At 73.6% G+C, this 17,321-nt stretch carries 18 protein-coding genes; 5 read left to right on the top strand and 13 right to left on the bottom strand.

Features of this window, described 5'->3' with window-relative positions; genetic code table 11:
• Window positions 1-66: 66 nt before the first annotated feature.
• Window positions 67-1,839, top strand: coding sequence for an ABC transporter ATP-binding protein (locus tag ACXJKF_RS10780; RefSeq protein ID WP_456787712.1), 1,773 nt, complete (start codon window positions 67-69; stop codon window positions 1,837-1,839).
• 4 nt (window positions 1,840-1,843) lie between these two features.
• Here ACXJKF_RS10780 and ACXJKF_RS10785 read toward each other — a convergent pair whose 3' ends face one another.
• Complete coding sequence (locus ACXJKF_RS10785; RefSeq protein ID WP_456787713.1) at window positions 1,844-3,109, bottom strand: threonine/serine ThrE exporter family protein; 1,266 nt, start codon at window positions 3,107-3,109, stop codon at window positions 1,844-1,846.
• Between the two features lie 87 nt (window positions 3,110-3,196).
• Between ACXJKF_RS10785 and ACXJKF_RS10790 the strand changes: the two genes are divergently transcribed.
• A complete protein-coding gene (locus tag ACXJKF_RS10790; protein ID WP_456787714.1) occupies window positions 3,197-3,949 on the top strand; it encodes a class I SAM-dependent methyltransferase in 753 nt (250 codons plus the stop codon).
• An 11-nt stretch (window positions 3,950-3,960) separates the two neighbouring features.
• Here the strand turns inward: ACXJKF_RS10790 and ACXJKF_RS10795 are convergent, their stop codons facing one another.
• Complete coding sequence (locus ACXJKF_RS10795) at window positions 3,961-4,404, bottom strand: MarR family winged helix-turn-helix transcriptional regulator (protein ID WP_456787715.1); 444 nt, start codon at window positions 4,402-4,404, stop codon at window positions 3,961-3,963.
• Between the two features lie 98 nt (window positions 4,405-4,502).
• Here ACXJKF_RS10795 and ACXJKF_RS10800 point away from each other — a divergent pair, with 98 nt between their 5' ends.
• Window positions 4,503-6,386 (top strand): ABC transporter ATP-binding protein, encoded by a 1,884-nt coding sequence (locus ACXJKF_RS10800; protein ID WP_456787738.1) that lies wholly within the window; start codon window positions 4,503-4,505, stop codon window positions 6,384-6,386.
• Complete coding sequence (locus tag ACXJKF_RS10805) at window positions 6,383-6,730, top strand: VOC family protein (RefSeq protein ID WP_456787716.1); 348 nt, start codon at window positions 6,383-6,385, stop codon at window positions 6,728-6,730. The genes ACXJKF_RS10800 and ACXJKF_RS10805 overlap by 4 nt, the downstream gene beginning before the upstream one ends.
• 73 nt (window positions 6,731-6,803) lie before the next feature.
• Here the strand turns inward: ACXJKF_RS10805 and ACXJKF_RS10810 are convergent, their stop codons facing one another.
• From ACXJKF_RS10810 to ACXJKF_RS10825, 4 genes are all read right to left on the bottom strand, one after another.
• Window positions 6,804-8,399, bottom strand: a complete 1,596-nt coding sequence (locus tag ACXJKF_RS10810; protein ID WP_456787717.1) for an asparagine synthase-related protein — start codon at window positions 8,397-8,399, stop codon at window positions 6,804-6,806.
• A gap of 48 nt (window positions 8,400-8,447) precedes the next feature.
• Entirely contained in the window at window positions 8,448-8,585 is a 138-nt protein-coding gene (locus tag ACXJKF_RS10815) for a hypothetical protein (protein ID WP_456787718.1), read from the bottom strand.
• A 130-nt stretch (window positions 8,586-8,715) separates the two neighbouring features.
• Window positions 8,716-9,867, bottom strand: coding sequence for a hypothetical protein (locus ACXJKF_RS10820; RefSeq protein ID WP_456787719.1), 1,152 nt, complete (start codon window positions 9,865-9,867; stop codon window positions 8,716-8,718).
• Between the two features lie 217 nt (window positions 9,868-10,084).
• A complete protein-coding gene (locus tag ACXJKF_RS10825) occupies window positions 10,085-10,612 on the bottom strand; it encodes a response regulator transcription factor (RefSeq protein ID WP_456787720.1) in 528 nt (175 codons plus the stop codon).
• Window positions 10,613-10,754: 142 nt separating this feature from the next.
• On the opposite strand from ACXJKF_RS10825, the gene ACXJKF_RS10830 reads away from it, so the two are divergent.
• Window positions 10,755-11,570: an MBL fold metallo-hydrolase gene (locus ACXJKF_RS10830; RefSeq protein ID WP_456787721.1), complete on the top strand. Its 816-nt coding sequence runs from the start codon at window positions 10,755-10,757 to the stop codon at window positions 11,568-11,570.
• A gap of 171 nt (window positions 11,571-11,741) precedes the next feature.
• On the opposite strand, the gene ACXJKF_RS10835 is transcribed toward ACXJKF_RS10830, so the two are convergent.
• The 7 genes from ACXJKF_RS10835 to ACXJKF_RS10865 all read right to left on the bottom strand — a co-directional run bounded on the left by ACXJKF_RS10835 (window position 11,742) and on the right by ACXJKF_RS10865 (window position 17,238).
• Window positions 11,742-12,209: an NUDIX domain-containing protein gene (locus tag ACXJKF_RS10835; protein WP_456787722.1), complete on the bottom strand. Its 468-nt coding sequence runs from the start codon at window positions 12,207-12,209 to the stop codon at window positions 11,742-11,744.
• Window positions 12,210-12,298: 89 nt separating this feature from the next.
• Window positions 12,299-12,580, bottom strand: a complete 282-nt coding sequence (locus ACXJKF_RS10840) for a hypothetical protein (protein ID WP_456787723.1) — start codon at window positions 12,578-12,580, stop codon at window positions 12,299-12,301.
• 75 nt (window positions 12,581-12,655) lie between these two features.
• A complete protein-coding gene (locus ACXJKF_RS10845; protein ID WP_456787724.1) occupies window positions 12,656-13,642 on the bottom strand; it encodes a hypothetical protein in 987 nt (328 codons plus the stop codon).
• Between the two features lie 99 nt (window positions 13,643-13,741).
• The gene (locus ACXJKF_RS10850; RefSeq protein WP_456787725.1) at window positions 13,742-14,884 is read right to left on the bottom strand and encodes a hypothetical protein; all 1,143 of its coding nucleotides are present in this window, start codon (window positions 14,882-14,884) and stop codon (window positions 13,742-13,744) included.
• Window positions 14,885-14,887: 3 nt separating this feature from the next.
• Window positions 14,888-15,463, bottom strand: a complete 576-nt coding sequence (dcd, locus tag ACXJKF_RS10855; protein ID WP_456787726.1) for a dCTP deaminase — start codon at window positions 15,461-15,463, stop codon at window positions 14,888-14,890.
• A gap of 30 nt (window positions 15,464-15,493) precedes the next feature.
• Entirely contained in the window at window positions 15,494-16,141 is a 648-nt protein-coding gene (locus ACXJKF_RS10860; RefSeq protein ID WP_456787727.1) for a response regulator, read from the bottom strand.
• On the bottom strand, window positions 16,138-17,238 hold the full coding sequence (locus ACXJKF_RS10865; RefSeq protein ID WP_456787728.1) for a sensor histidine kinase: 1,101 nt from the start codon (window positions 17,236-17,238) through the stop codon (window positions 16,138-16,140). The genes ACXJKF_RS10860 and ACXJKF_RS10865 overlap by 4 nt, the downstream gene beginning before the upstream one ends.
• Window positions 17,239-17,321 lie beyond the last annotated feature (83 nt).

Raw genomic sequence — 17,321 nt, forward strand, 5'->3', positions numbered from 1 at the left:
GAATCGATACGTTCTCATCCGGGAAGGCGCTGTCCCCGCGGTGCCTCGGATGTCACGATGGAACCCGTGACAGATGGCCCCCAGCCCTACCTCGCCGTGATCGACATCGACGGCGCCCACCCGGTCCGCTCGGTGTTCCGCCTCCTCGGAGCCCACCGCAAGCGCGTGCTCACGGCGGTCGCGTTCTTCACGATGAAGGACGTCCCGCTCTGGCTCATGCCCGTGATCACCGGCAAGGTCATCGACGTCGTCGTCGCGGGCGGCCCGACCAGCGAGCTGTGGCTCTGGGCCGCCATCGCCGTCGCCGCCCTCCTGCAGAACTACCCGAACCACGTGCAGTGGACCAAGCTCTTCATGGGCGCGGTCCGCGAGATCGGCGCCGACCTGCGCAACGGGCTCACGTCACGGCTGCAGAGCCTCTCGATCGGCTTCCACTCCCGGGTCAGCGCGTCGATCGTGCAGACCAAGGTGGTCCGCGACGTCGAGAACGTCGAGGTGATGCTGCAGCAGATCGCCCACCCGTTGCTGTCCGCGACGATGGTGATGCTCGGCGCGATCGTCATGACCGCGCTCGCCGTCCCCGAGTTCCTGCCCGTCTACGCGCTGACCATCCCCCTCGCCGTGCTGCTCCGGTTCGTCCTCGCGCGCCGCTCGCGGGAGCGCAACGAGTCGTTCCGCCGCGAGGTCGAGCACTTCTCCGCGCGCGTCGGCGAGATGGCCACCCTCATGCCGATCACCCGGGCGCACGGGCTCGAGGCCACCGCCGAGGAGCGGGTCGCCGTCGGCGCCGAGGGCGTGCGGTCCGCCGGGTACCGGCTCGACGTCCTCAACGGCAGGTTCGCGTCGCTCAGCTGGGTGAGCCTCCAGCTGCTCGGGGTGCTCTGCCTGGTGCTGGCCGCCTGGGTGTCCATCACGGGGATCCTCGCCATCACCGCCGGTCAGGTGGTGCTGCTCAGCTCCTACTTCGCGCTCATCACCGGCTCCGTCACCGGGCTGCTCATGCTCCTGCCCATCGGCGCCAAGGGCCTCGAGTCCGTCCGGTCCATCGCCGAGGTCATGCAGGAACCCGACCTCGAGGTCAACGCGGGCAAGCGTCGCGTCGACCACGTCGAGGGCCGGCTGACCCTGGAGAACGTCCACTTCCGCTACCCCGACGCCGACACCGACGCCCTCGACGGCATCGACCTGACCATCGAGTCCGGCCAGACCGTCGCGTTCGTCGGCCCCTCCGGCTCCGGCAAGTCGACCGTGCTGAACCTGGCGCTCGGCTTCCTGCGGCCCACCGGCGGTCGCCTCCTGCTCGACGGCGTCGACACCGCCCTGCTCGACCTGCGCTCCGTCCGCACGCACGTGTCCGTCGTCCCCCAGGAGTCCGTGCTCTTCGAGGGGTCGATCCGCGACAACGTCGCCTACGGCCTGCCGAAGGTCTCCGACGAGCGCGTCCGCCAGGCCCTGGTCGACGCGAACGCCGCCGAGATCGTCGACGCCCTCCCCGACGGCTGGGACACCGTCGTCGGAGAGCGCGGCGCACGCCTGTCCGGCGGCCAGCGGCAGCGCATCGCCATCGCGCGCGCCCTCGTCCGCGACCCGCGCATCCTCCTGCTCGACGAGGCGACCTCCGCCCTCGACCCCGAGTCCGAGGCCGCGGTGAAGGAAGCGCTCGCCCGGCTCATGCAGGGCCGCACCACGCTCGTCGTCGCGCACCGCCTGTCGACCATCCGCTCAGCCGACAGGATCGTCGTGCTCGACGACGCCCGCGTCGTGGAGATCGGCACGCACGACGACCTGCTCGCCGCCGGCGGCCGCTACGCCCGGCTCCAGCGCGCCCAGCAGGTGTGACGCCTCAGCGTTCGTACGCCCACGAGCGGTCGGTGAGCATGCGGGCGATCGCCAGGCCGATGGCGAGCGCGGCGACGATGAGAGCGGCCTCGACCCCGAACGCCAGCGCCTCCACGGTGTTGCCGTTGGACATGTGGAACACCGCCCGGTACGCGAGGACCCCCGGCACCATGATCGTCACGGCCGGGACGTAGACCGTGATCCGCGGGACGTCGAGTCGAGGGGCCACGACGGCGGTGAGCAGCCCGACCACCAGCGCGGCGACCGCCGCGGCCGCCTGCGGAGGCACCGTCCCCTCGACCAGCTCGAGGCGCAGCACGTTCGCCACCATGCCGACCCCGGCCGCCGCGAGCGCGATGCGCCACGGGCTGTTGAACATCAGCGCGAAGCCGAGCACGCCGACGAAGCTGGCGACGAAGCGCAGCGCGAGCAGGAGCACGGGATCGAGCGCAGGGCCGACGGGTGGGTCGGGACTGAGCCCGACGACCAGCGACACCGCCCACAGCGCCAGCGCGGCGGACGTCAGGATCATCAGCGCGTGCACCAGGCGAGCGACCCCTGCCGAGAAGTCCAGCTTGGCCAGGTCGAGGAACCCGGTGACCAGCGGGAACCCCGGGACCAGGAACAGCACGGCGGACACGTACCCGGCCTCGTGGCCGGCCCACCCGGCGTCCACGGCCTGCAGGAGCCAGACGAAGCCGAGGTAGCCCAGGCACGCCACCGTGGCGCTCAGCATGGTGACGCCGAACTGGTTGAACCCGCGGTGCAGCATCGTGCGGCGCAGCGCCTGGCCGAGGAACGCGCCGATGACCACGCCGACGATCTCGATGACGCCGCCGCTGTTCAGGAACGAGAACGCCGCGCAGGCGATCGCCGCCCACAACGCGTTGAGCAGGACCGGGTAGAGCGGCGGCTTGTCGGCGATGCGGTCCAGCTCGGCGGCGACGTCGCCGGTCGTCACGTGGCCGGCTGCGTCCACGCGTCCCGCGAGGTGCTCCAGCTCGGTGAGCCGGTCGACGTTCACCCCGATCGTGCGCACCTCGGTCACCTCGGTGCGGAAGCTGGGTCCGCTGTGCGACGTCGTCGTGATCTCCGTGAGCGTCACGTGCGCCTCGTGCCGGTCGATCCCCAGCGCGTGCGCGACCCGCGCCATCGACGCCTTGACCCGGTAGGAGCCCGTCCCGGCCGACAGGCTCAGCCGCCCGACCCGCAGCACGACGCCGGACCGACGGATCAGCTCGAGCTCGTCGTCGTCCGGCACGGTGGGCACAGACCCATGATGGCGTGCTCGCACGCACACCGGCGCCAGGCAGCACACCGCTGGCGCGGTTCCGACCGGCTGGGGAGGATGCGCTCCATGAGCGGACAGTTCTACTCGGATGCGAAGCTGTACGACCGGCTGTTCCCGGGCGGCCGGCCGGCCGTCGACTTCTACCGGGCCGAGGCGGGTCGCCGCGGCGGGCGCGTCCTGGAGCTGGGGTGCGGCACCGGGAACAAGCTGATCCCCATCGCCGCCGACGGACATCCGTGCACCGGCCTGGAGCTCTCGCCGGACATGCTCGCCGAGGCTCGTCGCAAGGCGGCCGAGCGCGGGGTGGCGGTGGAGTGGGTGCAGGGCGACATGCGCGACTTCGACCTCGGCCGCACGTTCGATCTCGTGATCGTCGCAGCCAACTCGTTGCTCCACCTGCACGAGGCTGCCGACCTGGTGAGCTGCTTCCGGTCCGTGCGCGCGCACCTGGCACCCGGAGCGCGTCTCGTCTTCGACGTGTTCAACCCGGACGTGCGCCTCCTTGCCGGTGCCGACGGCGTCCGCCGCACGCGCGACGCGTTGGCGTTCGTGGATCCCGTCCGTGGCGACGTGCGGGTCGAGGTCGCCGAGACCTACGACGCTGCCGCGCAGGTGACCCGCGGGACCTGGCACTTCTCCGCCGGCGCCGAGCCCGACTTCGCCGTCGCGCCGCTGGAGATCAGGAGCATCTTCCCGCAGGAGCTGCCGCTGCTGCTCTCCCTGGCGGGGCTCCGGCTCGTCGAGCGCTTCGGCGACTGGTCTGGCGGACCCTTCACCGGCGACGCGGCGATCCAGCTCTGCGTCTGCGAGTCGGACTGACGAGAGGCGCGTCAGCTCTCCGCGGGCGCCACGCCGTCGCCCACGATCCGCAGCAGCCGCAGCAGCTCGGCCTGCTCGTCGGCGGACAGGCGACCGAGCCGCTCCGCCGCCCCCTCGTGCCGCTGCGCGGAGATCGCGGCGAGCATCGCGTGCCCCTCGGGCGTGAGCTCCAGCAGGGTCGCGCGCCGGTCGGTCGGGTCGGGCAGCCGCCGGACCAGCCCGTCCTCCTCGGCGACGTCCACCTTCGACGTCACGGATCGTGGCGCGACGTCGAGCGCGGCGGCCAGCTCGCCGAGCCGGCGCGGCCCGTCGCACCGCTGGAGGGTGCGGAGCAGCCGCAGCTGCCCGGGGGTGGTGCCCTGGAGCTCGAGCCGGGCGGCGGCGTCGCGGCGGACGCCACGGAGCACGCCGTAGAGGAGCTCGAGGAGCTCCCCGGAGCCGTCGGTGGAGGTCACGGCCGCGAGACTACCCCAACTTGTGATCCAGGCACATAGTGAGTTAACCTCACCATCGGCCCACAAGGCCCAGGACCAAGGAGGTGGTGCCCGTGTCGATGACTTCCGGCAGCCCCAACATGCGCAGCTTCGCCAAGGACCGCACGGTCGCGGACCACCGGCTGACGCGCGACACCCTCAGGCGCATCCTGCAGTTCGCGCGCCCGTACAAGGGCAAGCTCGCGGTGTTCGTCGCGCTCATCGCCGTCGAGGCGGCCGCCGGCGCGGTCACCCCCCTGCTGTTCAAGACCCTCATCGACGACGGCATCACGGCCGGGGACACCCAGGTGGTGCTCACCATGGCGGCCGTCGTCGCGGTGCTCGCCATCGTGACGGCCGGCCTGTCCGTCGCCGACCGCTGGGTGTCGTCCCAGGTGGGCGAGGGCCTGATCCGGGACCTGCGCACCGAGGTCTTCGACCACGTGCAGCGCATGCCGCTCGCCTTCTTCAGCAGGGCCAAGACCGGCGCGCTGGTGCAGCGGCTCAACGGTGACGTGCTCGGCGCGCAGCAGGCGTTCACGTCGACCCTGCAGAACGTGGTGAGCAACTCGCTGACCATCGTGTTCGTGCTCGCGGCGATGCTGAGCATGTCCTGGCAGCTGACCCTGCTCAGCCTGGTCCTGCTGCCGGCGTTCATCTTCCCGGCCCGCTGGTTCGGCAAGAAGATCGCGGCGATCACCCGCGAGAGCTACGCCCTGAACGCCGACGCCGCGCAGATCATGAACGAGCGGTTCAACGTGGCGGGCGCGCACCTGGTCAAGATCTTCGGGGACCCGCAGCGCGAGTCCCGGATGTACTCCGACCAGGTCGGCCGCGTGCGCGACATCGGCGTTACCCGCGCGCTCTACTCCACCTGGTTCCGCGTCGGCCTGACCACCCTCGCGTCGGTCGCCGTCGCCATCGTCTACGGGCTGGGCGGCGTCATGGCGATCCGCGGGCAGCTGACCGTCGGCGTCGTCGTCGCGCTCACCGCCTACCTCGGCCGCCTGTACGGGCCGCTCACCGCGATGTCCAACGTCCAGGTCGACGTGATGACGGCCCTGGTCAGCTTCGAGCGCGTGCTCGAGGTGCTGGACCTGGAACCGACGGTCGCGGAGAAGCCGGGCGCCGTCGACCTCGGCGCACTCAAGGAGAAGCACGGCGCGACGGTCCAGCTCGACGCCGTCAGCTTCCGCTACCCCGGTGCCGACGAGGTCTCGCTGGCGTCGCTGGAGTCGGTCGCGACGCTGCAGCACGAGGTCACGGCGAACACCCTCGACGACGTCAGCTTCACCGTGCCCGCGGGCCACATGGTCGCGCTCGTCGGCCACTCGGGGGCGGGCAAGACGACCATCTCGCAGCTGGTCACGCGCATGTACGACCCGACGCAGGGCTCCGTCCGGATCGCCGGCGCCGACCTGCGGGACGTCACGACCGCCTCGCTGCGCGCGACGGTCGGCGTGGTCAGCCAGGAGGCCCACCTGTTCCACGACACCATCGCGGAGAACCTGCGCTACGCCCGCCCGGAGGCCACGGACGCGGACATCGAGCGCGCGCTGGAGCAGGCGCACATCGCGGACCTCGTCGCCACCCTGCCCGACGGCATCCACACCGTGGTCGGCGACCGCGGCTACCGGCTGTCCGGCGGCGAGCGCCAGCGGCTCGCCATCGCGCGGATGCTGCTCAAGGCGCCGGACGTCGTCATCCTCGACGAGGCCACCGCGCACCTCGACTCCGGCTCCGAGGCCGCGGTCCAGGCCGCCCTCGACGAGGCCCTGACAGGTCGGACCAGCATCGTCATCGCCCACCGCCTGTCCACCGTGCGCCAGGCCGACTCGATCGTGGTCCTGGACCACGGCCGCGTGATCGACCAGGGCACCCACACCCAGCTGCTGGCACGCGGCGGCGTGTACGCGGAGCTGTACCGCACGCAGTTCGAGGGCAGCGCTACCGTCGCCGCATGATCGGACGCATCGACGAGGTCGTCTTCGACTGTGCCGAGCCGGCGGTCCTCGTGCGCTTCTGGGCCGACGTCCTCGGCGGCACCCCCGTGGGCCGGAACGACGGCTGGCACTACGTCGACCCGCCGGGCTGGACCCGGATCGCGTTCCAGCGCGTGCCCGAGGGCAAGGTCGCGAAGAACCGCGTCCACCTCGACGTCGAGGTCGAGGACATCGCCGCGGCCACCGTCCAGGCGGAGGCGCTGGGCGCGACGCGGGTCGGCGAGATCCACGTCGACACCGCCGGCTCGTTCCAGGTGCTGCTCGACCCCGAGGGCAACGAGTGGTGCGTGGTGAAGCCCGCATGAGGTCCCGCCTCGGCCGGAACGAGCCCGGTCCTCCTCGACCCGGCGACGCTGCGGGCGCTCGGCCTGTCCTGAGTCACGCAGCGGCGGCCGACCCCCGCAGGGCGAGCTCGAGGGCGGCGACCTCGTAGAACCGGTGCGACGGAACCGTCCCGCCGCGCACGTGCTCGTCGAGGTCCTGCCGCAGGCGCACCCCGTCGACGAGCCCGAGGTCGGCGAGCCGGGGGTCGCGGAAGAGGTCCCGGAGCAGGCCCACGGCCGGACCGCGGAGCGTCGCCTCGAAGAAGTCGCCGAAGCTCTCGCTCGTCGTCGGGTGGGTGACCTGCCACGGCAGCCCCCACGACGCCAGGTAGCGGCGCTCGAGCGCCTTGTCCACCCGCCACGAGCGGGGCAGCTGCCGGCAGAACCGCACGACGGGCGCTGTCGCGAAGGGCGCGACAGGCAGCACGCCCGCGCGGAGGAACACCGGCGACCGGCTCGCCAGCGACCCGAGCGTCGACCGGGGGACGACGGTGCGCGGCGCCTGGTCGACGGTCCACCGGGTGTCCTGGAACGCCTCGGTGGCCGTGCGGGTCACGTGCGCGGGTGCGGCCGGCCAGGTGCGCACGTCGTCGGCGCCGAGCTCCGACGGGTGCGGCAGGAAGAGCTCGTCGCCGCCCGTGCCGGTGAGCATCGACGTGACGCCGTCGCGGGACGCGATCCCGAGCAGGGCGTCGAACGCCTCGGTGTAGATCTCCTCGTGCGGGCCGAGGGCCGTGCCGCCCGCCAGCCGCGGCCCCGCGGGGTCGAGCGGCGGGTGCGCGTCGGCGGCCAGCGTCCGGTCGACGGCCCCGAAGCGGTCGACGAGCGCCGTGCGCCGCGCGGCCTGGAGGCGCCCACGCCGCCCGGGGACCAGCAGCCCGTAGGTGTGCAGCTCCCCCGCGCGAGCGTCCCGCGCCGCCGCCAGCACCGCCGCGGAGTCCGCGCCGCCGCTGAGCTCGAGCGCGGCCGGACCGTCCTGCGCGGCGAGCAGGTCGACGAGCAGCGCGCGCAGGCCGCCGCGGAACGCCCCGAGCGGGTCGGCGCCGGTGCGCAGCGCCCCGGGCGGCACGTCGGGAGCGGCCGGCGGGTACCGGAGGTCGAGCCGTTGCCCGGTCCACCGGGCGGTCGCCCGCTCGGTGAGGTGCCGGACGCCGCACCACAGCGTCGTCGCGGCGTACGGGACGCTGCGGTGCAGGTAGTGCGCGGCGAGCACCGGGTCCAGCGCGGCCGAGCCGGCGCGACGCAGCGCGGTGAGGTCCCAGCCACCCCGCAGCTCGTCGCCGACGACGGTCAGGTACAGCGGCGTCGCCGACCCCACCCCCGCCGTGACCTCGACGGTGGCCGGGTCACGCACGTCGACCAGCACGACGTCCCCCGGGTCCGCGAGCACCGCCGCGACGTGCGCGTCGAGCTGGGCGGCGGTCACGGGGAGCGGGTCCGGTATGGGTCCCGGACCCGCCCCCCGGGCGCCGTGCGCCCCGCCGCGACGAGCGACGAGGAGCACGGTGCGGCCGGGCGCCGCCCACGCGGCCAGGTCGACGAGCCCCGGTGCGACGGGCCGCACCATGGACGAGCCGCGGTGCCACCCGTCGTCGCCAGCGCGCCACCGTGCGGTGCCGGGGTCACCGGCGTGGATCGCGAGGGTCAGCACGAGGGCTCCCGACCGGACCGAGGGGCGTGGGCGGCGTCGGTCACGGTGTCAGCGCTCCTCCGCCATGCCCGTGTCGCCCGAGCCGTTCGGCTTGATGAGCGAGATGCGGGCGACGACGTCGTCGTGGTCCTGCGGGGCGGGTGCGGCGGGGCGGAAGGTCGCGGCGAGCGCGAAGGTGTCGTTCATGTCAGATCCTTGTCCGGCGACCGGTCGGTCACCTGTCTGGTGCTGCGGGCGGGTCGGGCGACCCGGCCGTCGTGCGGGACTGCGTGTGGGCGTGCGCGATCACCCCCCGTCGGTCCGGGGACGTCGGACGTCAGTTGGGCGCGTCCTGGACGGTCACGCCCCAGATCTGGATCAGGCCCTTGGGCAGCGTGTGCGTGACCTTCAGCGTCGAGTCGGAGTTGAGCGTCACCTGGGTGGTCTGGGTGCCGCTGGCCTCCGCGGAGAAGAACGGCCAGATGCCGAAGCTCGCGTGCGCGGAGATGGTCTCGGCGTCCGACTGCGAGTAGGTCGCGTGGCTCGTCACCGTGATCGAGTAGTCGCTGACCAGCACCAGCTGGCTGACGCGCCGCGCGAGCGCCCCGGCCGGCTGCGCGAAGAACGAGTCCCACGTGCCGGCGTTCGCGTTCTGGTCCCACACCGTGAAGTCGTTCTTGGCGTTGTACGCGCGCGTGAGCTCACCGCTCGTGAACCAGCTGCCCGGCTCCGAGGCCAGCGTCGCGTACTTGCCGATCGTGCCCTCGATCGTCCACTCGCTCCCCGCCGCCGTGGTGTTGAGCTGGTCGAACGACGTGCCCGCGCCCGCGGAGAAGATGTCGTAGAAGCCGCTCGCCGACCCCTGGGCGGTGGTGTGCGACAGCGTCGTGTTCATCGTCGAGCTGTCGAACGCGATGGTCGCCGAGGCGCCGCCGTTGATCGCGGCCGTGGCCCCCGCCGATGTCGCCGAGTAGATGGGCAGCGTGTACGTCGTGCCCGCCGAGCTGACGAACGACTGCCGCCCGGCCGTCGCGGTCAGCGCGTCGAGGGCCTGGTAGAGCTGGGAGTTGGCCGCGAGCGCGTAGGTCGTGATGGCCTGCTTGGCGGTCCGGGGGTCCAGCGTCCGGTTGGCCCACTGCGCGAACAGCTGCTCCTGCGTGAGCGTGCTCGTCGGGTTGTCCTTCCAGAACGCGGTCCGGTAGGTGATCCACCCCGCGTACTGGTCCTTGAGGAACACCGCGAGGTCGGAGCCGGTCTCCGGGAGCAGCGCCCCGAGCAGCTGCTGGAAGGCCGACGAGCGGCGCGAGAGACCCGCGGAGTCGAAGTGCGCCACGGAGGCGGACGGCGGGACGGCGTCGCCGATGAGGAACAGCCCGCTGGAGTCGCTCGTCTGCAGGCCGAGCGTGCCCTGCGCGAGCTGGAAGGTGGTCGGGTCCAGGTCGAGGGCCTGGGCGACCACGTTGTACCAGCCTGCGTTCAGGTCGGTCACGGTGGTCTGGGTATCTGTCGAGACGGACATCGGTGGAACCCCCTGCTTGTGGTGTGCGTCGGTGTGCCCGACCTGCCCAGGTTCGCGTCGACGGCCGGGCGCGGTCGTCCACCGCTGGGCGGCATCCGGGCAGGTCACACCCCCGGGAGGGCGCCGCCCTCCCTGCGGCGGGTACCGTCCACCCCTCGGCGGCAGCCGACGGGTGGACGCACCCCCGTCAGTGCGCCCCGGGAGGGTGCAGGAGACCCGTCTGCCACGCGTAGGCGATGAGGTGCCCGCGGTCCGGCAGGTCCAGGGCGCGCAGCAGGCGCTGCACGTGGCTCTTCACGGTGCTGACCTCGACGGTGAGCCGCTCGGCGACCTGCGAGTTGGACAGCCCGAGGCCGACGAGCGCGAGCACGCGCCGCTGCTGTGCGGTCAGCCGCGCCAGAGCGGCCGGGCGCACCCCCGTCGGCTGACCGTCGGCGGGGAGGTCGTCGTCGGCCGGGGGGCAGCGGGCCGCAGGAGCCGGCTCCGGCGGTGTCCGACGTCCCGCAGGACCGGGCTCGGTCTTCTCGACCGCGCGGGCGACCGGCGGGCCGGCGGCGAGACGCGCCCGTTCTCGGGCCTCCTCGATCAGACGGTCCAGCGCCGCCGACTCGACGCGCCACACGTCGAGGATCCGTACCACCGGCAGCGCGCCGCTGCGCACCAGCTCGTCCACCTGCGCGGCGCTGAGGCTCAGCTCCTCCTCGACCGTCCGCATGCTCACCAGCCTGGCTCTCGATCCCATTCGTCCCCCCACGGATGCGACCTGCCGACCGCTTTCGGATCGGCTCACGCCGAGGGTGTCATCGCAGGTGGGGGTGCCGGGCCGAGGCACGCCATCCCGGGCTAGCGTGACGGTCATGACCTTCTGGATCTGCGCCACGTGCGCCGTGGAGAGTGCCGAGCAGTCCGACGTCTGCGCGATCTGCGCCGACGAACGCCAGTGGGTGCCCGCGTCGGGCCAGCGCTGGACCACCCTGGAGGAGCTCGCCGCGCAGGGGTACCGCGCGCACCTGGAGGAGCTCGAGCTGGACCTGTTCGCGATCACCAGCTCCCCGGGCGCCGGCATCGGCCAGCAGTCGAAGCTGCTGGTCACCGCGGAGGGCAGTCTGCTGTGGGACCCGATCGGGTTCCTCGACGACGCGGTGGTCGAGCAGGTCCTGGCGCTCGGGCCGGTCCGGGCGATCACGGCCAGCCACCCGCACATGTACGGCGTGCAGGTGGAGTGGAGCCGCGCGCTGGGCAACCCGCCGGTCCTCGTCGCGGAGGCCGACGCGCACTGGATCAACCGCCCCGACCCGGTCATCCGGACCTGGTCCGGGGAGCTGGAGGTCCTGCCGGGCGTGACCCTGTCCCAGCCGGGCGGCCACTTCCCCGGCAGCGCGATCGCGCACTGGACCGCCGGCGCGGCCGGCAAGGGTGTGCTGCTCAGCGGAGACACGCTCTTCGCCAACCCCGACCGGCAGTCCGTCGCGTTCATGCGCAGCTACCCGAACCACCTGCCGCTGTCCGGTGCCGTCGCCCGCCGCGTCGCCGACCACGTCGACCGCCTGGACTTCGACCGCCTCTACGGCAACTTCGCCAACGTCATCGCGGCCGACGCGAAGGCGATCGTCCGCCGCTCGGCCGACCGCCACATCGGCTGGGCGAACGGTGACTTCGACCACCTGACCTGAGCGTCAGTCCGCGCTCCGGATGTGCCGCCTCGACCCCGGGCCCTCGGCCGCCAGCCGGTCGCGCGGGTTCGTGGTGGGGCGCGACGTGAGCGAGAGAGCTATGCCTGGGTCCGTGAGGCCGGTGGCGGCTGGCTCCTCGCGGTCGGCCAGAACACCGCCGTCCCCGCCTGATCAGGCGAGCGCCTCCACCAGCCGGTCCACGAACGCCGCCTGCGCGCTGATCACGAGCCGTCGCGCCTCGTCGGGCGCGAACCACCCGGCCCGGTCGAGCTCGGGCACCATCAGCGTCCGCCCCGACCGTGGCGGCCAGGCGATCTCGACGAGGTTGCTCGCGATGGCGGACACGTCGAGGTCGCCCTCCAGCGCCCACGCCGTCACGACCTTGCCACCGCTCTGCTTCACGTCCCCGAGCGGGAGAGGTTCCGACGAGGGCGCCGGCAGCCCGATCTCCTCGGCGAACTCCCGCTGCGCCGTGGCGTAGGGGTCCTCGCCGGACGAGGGCTCCCCCTTCGGGATCGTCCACGCGCCCGCGTCCTTGCGCGCCCAGAACGGTCCGCCCATGTGCCCGAGCAGCACCTCGAGCCCGGCCGTGCGCCGGAACACCAGCAGACCGGCACTCCTGCGGACCGTCCCCGTCATCGCTGCGTCACCACGCAGGCGACCCTAGCCCGGTCACCGCCGCCCGGGCCCGCGAGGCGATCCCCCCGCGGGCCCGACGACGGCGTCCGTCACCGCGCTCGGGTCTCCCCCCGCTGGGTCGGCACCCGGTCCAGGAGCGCCGGGTGCGTGAACGGGCTCTTCGTCGACCGACGGGTGGTCGCCGACCGTCGCAGCACCACACCCAGCGCGACCAGGCACACGCCCGCGAACGCGAGCCAGGGCGTCCAGCCCGTGTCCGCGAGCGCGGCTGCTGCGGCGGGTTCTGCTGCGTGGGCCGTCGAGGCCCCGGCGACGACGAGGCCGCCTGTCACGAGCGCTGTGTGCAGCGATCGCCGGACAAGGTTGTGCATGGCAAAGCTCCTCCTGCTGATCGGGTGGCCCGGACGGGCCTGGACGCGTGTCGCACGGGTGCGACCGGTCTCCGGTCAGGCAGGAGAGCTGGGGACCTCCGCGGCGGGCGGAGCGGTGGACCTCACGAGGACGCCGCCGAGCGGGCACCGGCCCTGCGGGACGGCGGCGTGGGCGGGGACGCCGACGACGGCCGCATCGACCGCCGTGCGGCCGCCGTTCGCGACGGAACCGGCGGGCGCGGGGAGGGCGGGGACGCCCGGCGCGGGGTCGGTCGGAGCGGGGTCGGTGGGTGCGGGGTCGGTCGGTGCCGGGGCGGCAGGCGCGTTCTCCGGCTGCGCCGATGGCCCGGCCGGCGTGCGGTGGGGGCCGGCGCTCACGCGTGACTCCGCACGCTCCGACGCGGACCAGAGGTCCGGGGCGACGGGAACGGTCGAGGTCGAGGACGAGGTCGACGAGATCGGGGTCGCGCCCGGCCGTGGGTCGAGGACGGGGTCGAGGACGCCGGCCACCGGACCGACAGGTACGAGGACCCCGGTCACGGGCTCCAGGGTCCCGACGAGCGGTCGCAGCGGGTCGACCAGCGGTCCGAGGACGTCGCCAAGGGGCACCAGCGCGTCGTCGAGCGTCTCGACGACCGGGGCCAGCGCGTCCGTCGCAGGGGCGACGGCCGCGACCACGGGGGTCACCGCGTCGAGCACGGGCGAGGCCACCTCGCCGACGGGTGCGACGACGGCTGCCACCGGGGCGACGACGCCCTCCACCACCGGAGCGACCGGCGCGGCGGCCGCCTCGACGACGGATGCGACCGGCTCCGCCACAGCGGACACCACCGGCACGACGACCTCGGACACGACCGGCCGCACCGGTGCGACCACGGCCGCGACCACGGGCGACACCAGGTCGGTCACCACGTCGGCACCCGGCGGCGAGTCGTCGGCCCGCGCGGGCGGGGCGGCGAGAACGGCCTGGACGACGACGACGAGCACGAGGGCCGCGAGCGCGAGCAGGCCGCGCAGGAGCCACGTCCTCGCTCCGGCGAGCTCCTGCTTCAGCGACGTCATCGTCGAGCCCCCATGACCTTGCCCGTCCGCCGACGGTACGAAGGTCTGTTCACCGCAGCAACCGGTCGGGTCGCCGTCACCTGTCCGGCCTAACGACCGTCAGACGTCCTCGGGGTCCACCAGAAAGTCCGCCTCGTCGGCGATCTCGCCTCCGATCGCGGCGTGCACCACGCGCGCGACGGCCTGCACCAGCGGAGCCGCGCGGGCCCGGGCGACTCGGTGCTCGAACGACGGCCGCTCGGCCTCGAGCTCCTCGATGAAGGGCGGCTCCCAGTGCACGCGGTAGGCGACGACGCCGTTCCGGGTCCACGGCAGGTCACGCATCAGGGGCGGCAGGGAGGTCTCGACGCCGGCCTCGACGGACAGCGTGCCGTCGTGCCCGAGGTCGACGAGCACCCCGTACGACTCGGGCACGGGCGGCACCGCGAGCATCAGCTCGTCGTAGGCCGACGCCTCGTCCATGAGTCGTTGCCGCTCGGTCTCGTCGTCGACCCCGTGGCGCTCCAGGGCGGCGGACAGCCCGCGCCCACCGGCCTCGGCCACCCAGCCGGGTCGGCTGCCGGCGTCGCGCCCGACGCCGGAGGCGGGACCGGTCCACGTGCTGGTGGCCTCGCTGAGCCGTGCGCGCGGCTGCACCGACTGGACGACGGTGAGCGCCTCCGCAGGTTCGAGCCACGCGTCGGACAGCACGGTGAGGTCGATGGCGCTGTCGACGTCGGGGGTGAGCACGGTGCCGTTCTCGCCGGTGCGCACGGAGCCGCCGAGGCGGCGGGCGGCGGCGACCATCCACTGCAGGACACGCTCCTCCTCCCGGATCGGCATGCCGTTCGGGAACGCGCGCTTGAGCCCGTCGCGGTCACCGCCCGGGTAGGGCTTCTCGCCGCGTTCCCGCGGGCAGACCAGCACGTACGCCACGGTGGCCGTCGTCGGCAGCCCGAGGCTCACGGCGTCTCCGGTCTCCATGCGGAACGGGCCGTTCAGGGTCGAGAGGCGCGCCAGCCGGAGCGTGCGGGTCGGGACGGTGCCGGAGCCCACGGCGCGGATGCCGAGCGCGGCCGTCATCGGCCCGATGATCCCGCGCGGTTGCAGCGTGTCCTGCGGCTGCTCCTCCCACCGGGCGTTGGCGAACCGGCTGATGGCCAGCACCTCGACCTCGTCGGCCGCGACGTCCGGCGGCAGCGCGAGGATGTGCCGGTCACGCAGACCGGGGTCGTCGGCGGGGAGCCGGGTGAGCCGGGCCACGCCTCAGACGTCCGTCCGGTGGAAGTTCTGGAAGGAGCGTGACGCGGTCGGACCGCGCTGCCCCTGGTACCGCGAGCCGTACTCGGAGGACCCGTACGGGTGCTCGGACGCCGACGACAGCCGGAAGAAGCACATCTGGCCGATCTTCATGCCGGGCCACAGCAGGATCGGCAGCGTCGCGACGTTGGACAGCTCGAGGGTCACGTGACCGGAGAACCCGGGGTCGATGAAGCCGGCCGTCGAGTGGGTCAGCAGGCCGAGCCGCCCCAGTGACGACTTGCCCTCCAGCCGCGCGGCGATGTCGTCGGGCAGCGTCACGGCCTCGTACGTGGAGCCGAGGACGAACTCGCCGGGGTGCAGGACGAACGGCTCCCCCGGGGCGGCCTCGACCAGCCGCGTCAGGTCGGGCTGGTCCGCCGCGGGGTCGATGAACGGGTACTTGTGGTTGTCGAACAGCCGGAAGTAGCGGTCGAGCCGCACGTCGATGCTCGATGGCTGGAGCATGGCGGGCTCGTAGGGGTCGAGGGCCACGCGGCCCGACTCGAGCTCGGTCCTGATGTCACGGTCGGAGAGCAGCACGGGGCCACGGTAGTCCGGTTCCCCGTGCTCTCAGCCCTGGTCCGCGTCCCGGACAAGGAGCGCCACCTGGGTCCGGTTCTCCAGACCCAGCTTGAGCAGGATGCTCGACACGTGCGCCTTCACGGTCGCCACCGTGAGGAACAGCTCGCGGCCGATCTCCGCGTTGCTCGCTCCGCGCCCGATCGCGGCCACGACGTCCCGCTCCCGGTCGGTCAGCAGGTCCAGGGTCGAGCGCGCCGCCGCCCGGGACCCGCCCGTGCGCGCGGTGGAGTCCATGAGCCGACGGGCCACCCGCGGCGACAGCACGGGCTCCCCCGCCGCGGCCGCGAGCACGGCCTCGACGATCCGCTGCGGCTCGGTGTCCTTGAGCAGGTACCCGCTGGCGCCGGCGTGCAGGGCGGCCTCCACCTCGTCGGCGGTGTCGAACGTCGTGAGGACGACGACGGCCGGCGGGTCCCGGCGGGCGCGGACCGCCCGGGTCGCGGCGATGCCGTCGGTGCCGGGCATGCGCAGGTCCATGAGGACGACGTCGACGGGGTGAGCCTCGAGCGCGGCGGGGACGCCCGACCCGTCGGCCACCTGTGCGACGACGCTGATCCCGTGGGCGCCGTCGAGCAGCAGCGACAGCCCCGAGCGCACGAGGGCGTCGTCGTCGACGATCAGCACGCGAACGCTCATGGCCGCCACGGTATCCACGCGTCCAGCGCGTACCCCTCCGCCACCGGCCCGGCGCGCAGCGTCCCGCCGAGCAGCTCGATCCGCTCGGTCAGCCCGATGAGGCCCGTGCCGGTCCCCGCCCCGAGACCGCGACCGCCCCTCCCGTTCAGCACGCGCACCCGCAGCCCGTCGTCGGCGTCCACCTGCACGTCGACCTTCGCCCCGGGCGCGTGCCGGCGGGCGTTGGTCAGCCCTTCCTGGCACGTCCGGTAGACCGCGAGCCCGAGAGCGGACGGGAGGACCAGCTCGGGCGCGTCCAGGTCGACGGACGCCCCCGCCGCGCGCTCCTGCTCGACCAGCGCCGGCAGGTCCGCGAGGCCGGGCGTCGGACGCAGCTCGTCAGGCCCCTCGCGCAGCACCCCGATCACGGTCCGCAGCTCCTCCAGCGCGTCGCCCGCGCTCGCCCGCACCACGCCCGCCGCCGCCGACACCTGCTCCGGGGACAGGTCTGTCCGGTACTCCAGCGCGCCCGCGGTGGTGGCCAGCAGGGTCAGCCGGTGCGCCAGGGTGTCGTGCATCTCCCGGGCGATCCGGGTCCGCTCCGCCGACCGCGCCTCCGCGACCTTGCGCGCCTGGTCCCGCTCGGCGGCACGCGCCCGCTCCCGCCACTGCGCGACGAGCGCGTCCCGGGTCCGGCCGTACGCGCCCCAGCCCAGCAGCGCCGCGTGCACGGCGACGTCGCACAGCAGCCACCAGCCCAGCGGCAGCCCCACGGACCGCCACAGGGCCTGGAGCGCGTGCCCGACGATGCTCGCGCACGCCACGGGGACCGCGATGCCCAGCCGCTCGCGGCGGGCGACGACGTACGTACCGGCGGTCGCGGCCGGGGTCGCCGCCGGGCTGAGCGCGGCGAGCACGCCGAGCAGCAGGCCGCCGAGCAGGGGGCGGCTGCGCAGGAACGGCAGGACGGAGACCGCGAGAGCACCGAGCACCAGGTCGACCGCCAACGGGACGCCGTCCACCTGCGCGGCCCAGGCTGTGAGGGCGGTGAGCGCCACCATCCCCGTCAGCAGGGCGAGCAGGACGGGCAGCGACGGCACGTCACGGGGTCGGGTCATGCGGCGAGCGTAGGAACGGTCCGGTACGGCGACCACCGACCAAAGGAGGGGCCACGACGGACCTCCGGCCGAGGCGGTCGGCG

This window comes from Cellulomonas sp. P5_C5 (assembly GCF_054049655.1).

Excerpts from the sequence above, each read along its gene's own strand:
- ACXJKF_RS10835 (WP_456787722.1), bottom strand. The coding sequence starts at position 12,209 with ATGACGGGGACGGTCCGCAGGAGTGCCGGTCTGCTGGTGTTCCGGCGC.
- ACXJKF_RS10805 (WP_456787716.1), top strand. The coding sequence starts at position 6,383 with ATGATCGGACGCATCGACGAGGTCGTCTTCGACTGTGCCGAGCCGGCG.
- ACXJKF_RS10865 (WP_456787728.1), bottom strand. The coding sequence starts at position 17,238 with ATGACCCGACCCCGTGACGTGCCGTCGCTGCCCGTCCTGCTCGCCCTG.
- ACXJKF_RS10840 (WP_456787723.1), bottom strand. The coding sequence starts at position 12,580 with ATGCACAACCTTGTCCGGCGATCGCTGCACACAGCGCTCGTGACAGGC.
- ACXJKF_RS10790 (WP_456787714.1), top strand. The coding sequence starts at position 3,197 with ATGAGCGGACAGTTCTACTCGGATGCGAAGCTGTACGACCGGCTGTTC.
- ACXJKF_RS10825 (WP_456787720.1), bottom strand. The coding sequence starts at position 10,612 with ATGCGGACGGTCGAGGAGGAGCTGAGCCTCAGCGCCGCGCAGGTGGAC.
- ACXJKF_RS10800 (WP_456787738.1), top strand. The coding sequence starts at position 4,503 with ATGACTTCCGGCAGCCCCAACATGCGCAGCTTCGCCAAGGACCGCACG.
- ACXJKF_RS10815 (WP_456787718.1), bottom strand. The coding sequence starts at position 8,585 with ATGAACGACACCTTCGCGCTCGCCGCGACCTTCCGCCCCGCCGCACCC.
- ACXJKF_RS10845 (WP_456787724.1), bottom strand. The coding sequence starts at position 13,642 with ATGACGTCGCTGAAGCAGGAGCTCGCCGGAGCGAGGACGTGGCTCCTG.
- ACXJKF_RS10830 (WP_456787721.1), top strand. The coding sequence starts at position 10,755 with ATGACCTTCTGGATCTGCGCCACGTGCGCCGTGGAGAGTGCCGAGCAG.
- ACXJKF_RS10860 (WP_456787727.1), bottom strand. The coding sequence starts at position 16,141 with ATGAGCGTTCGCGTGCTGATCGTCGACGACGACGCCCTCGTGCGCTCG.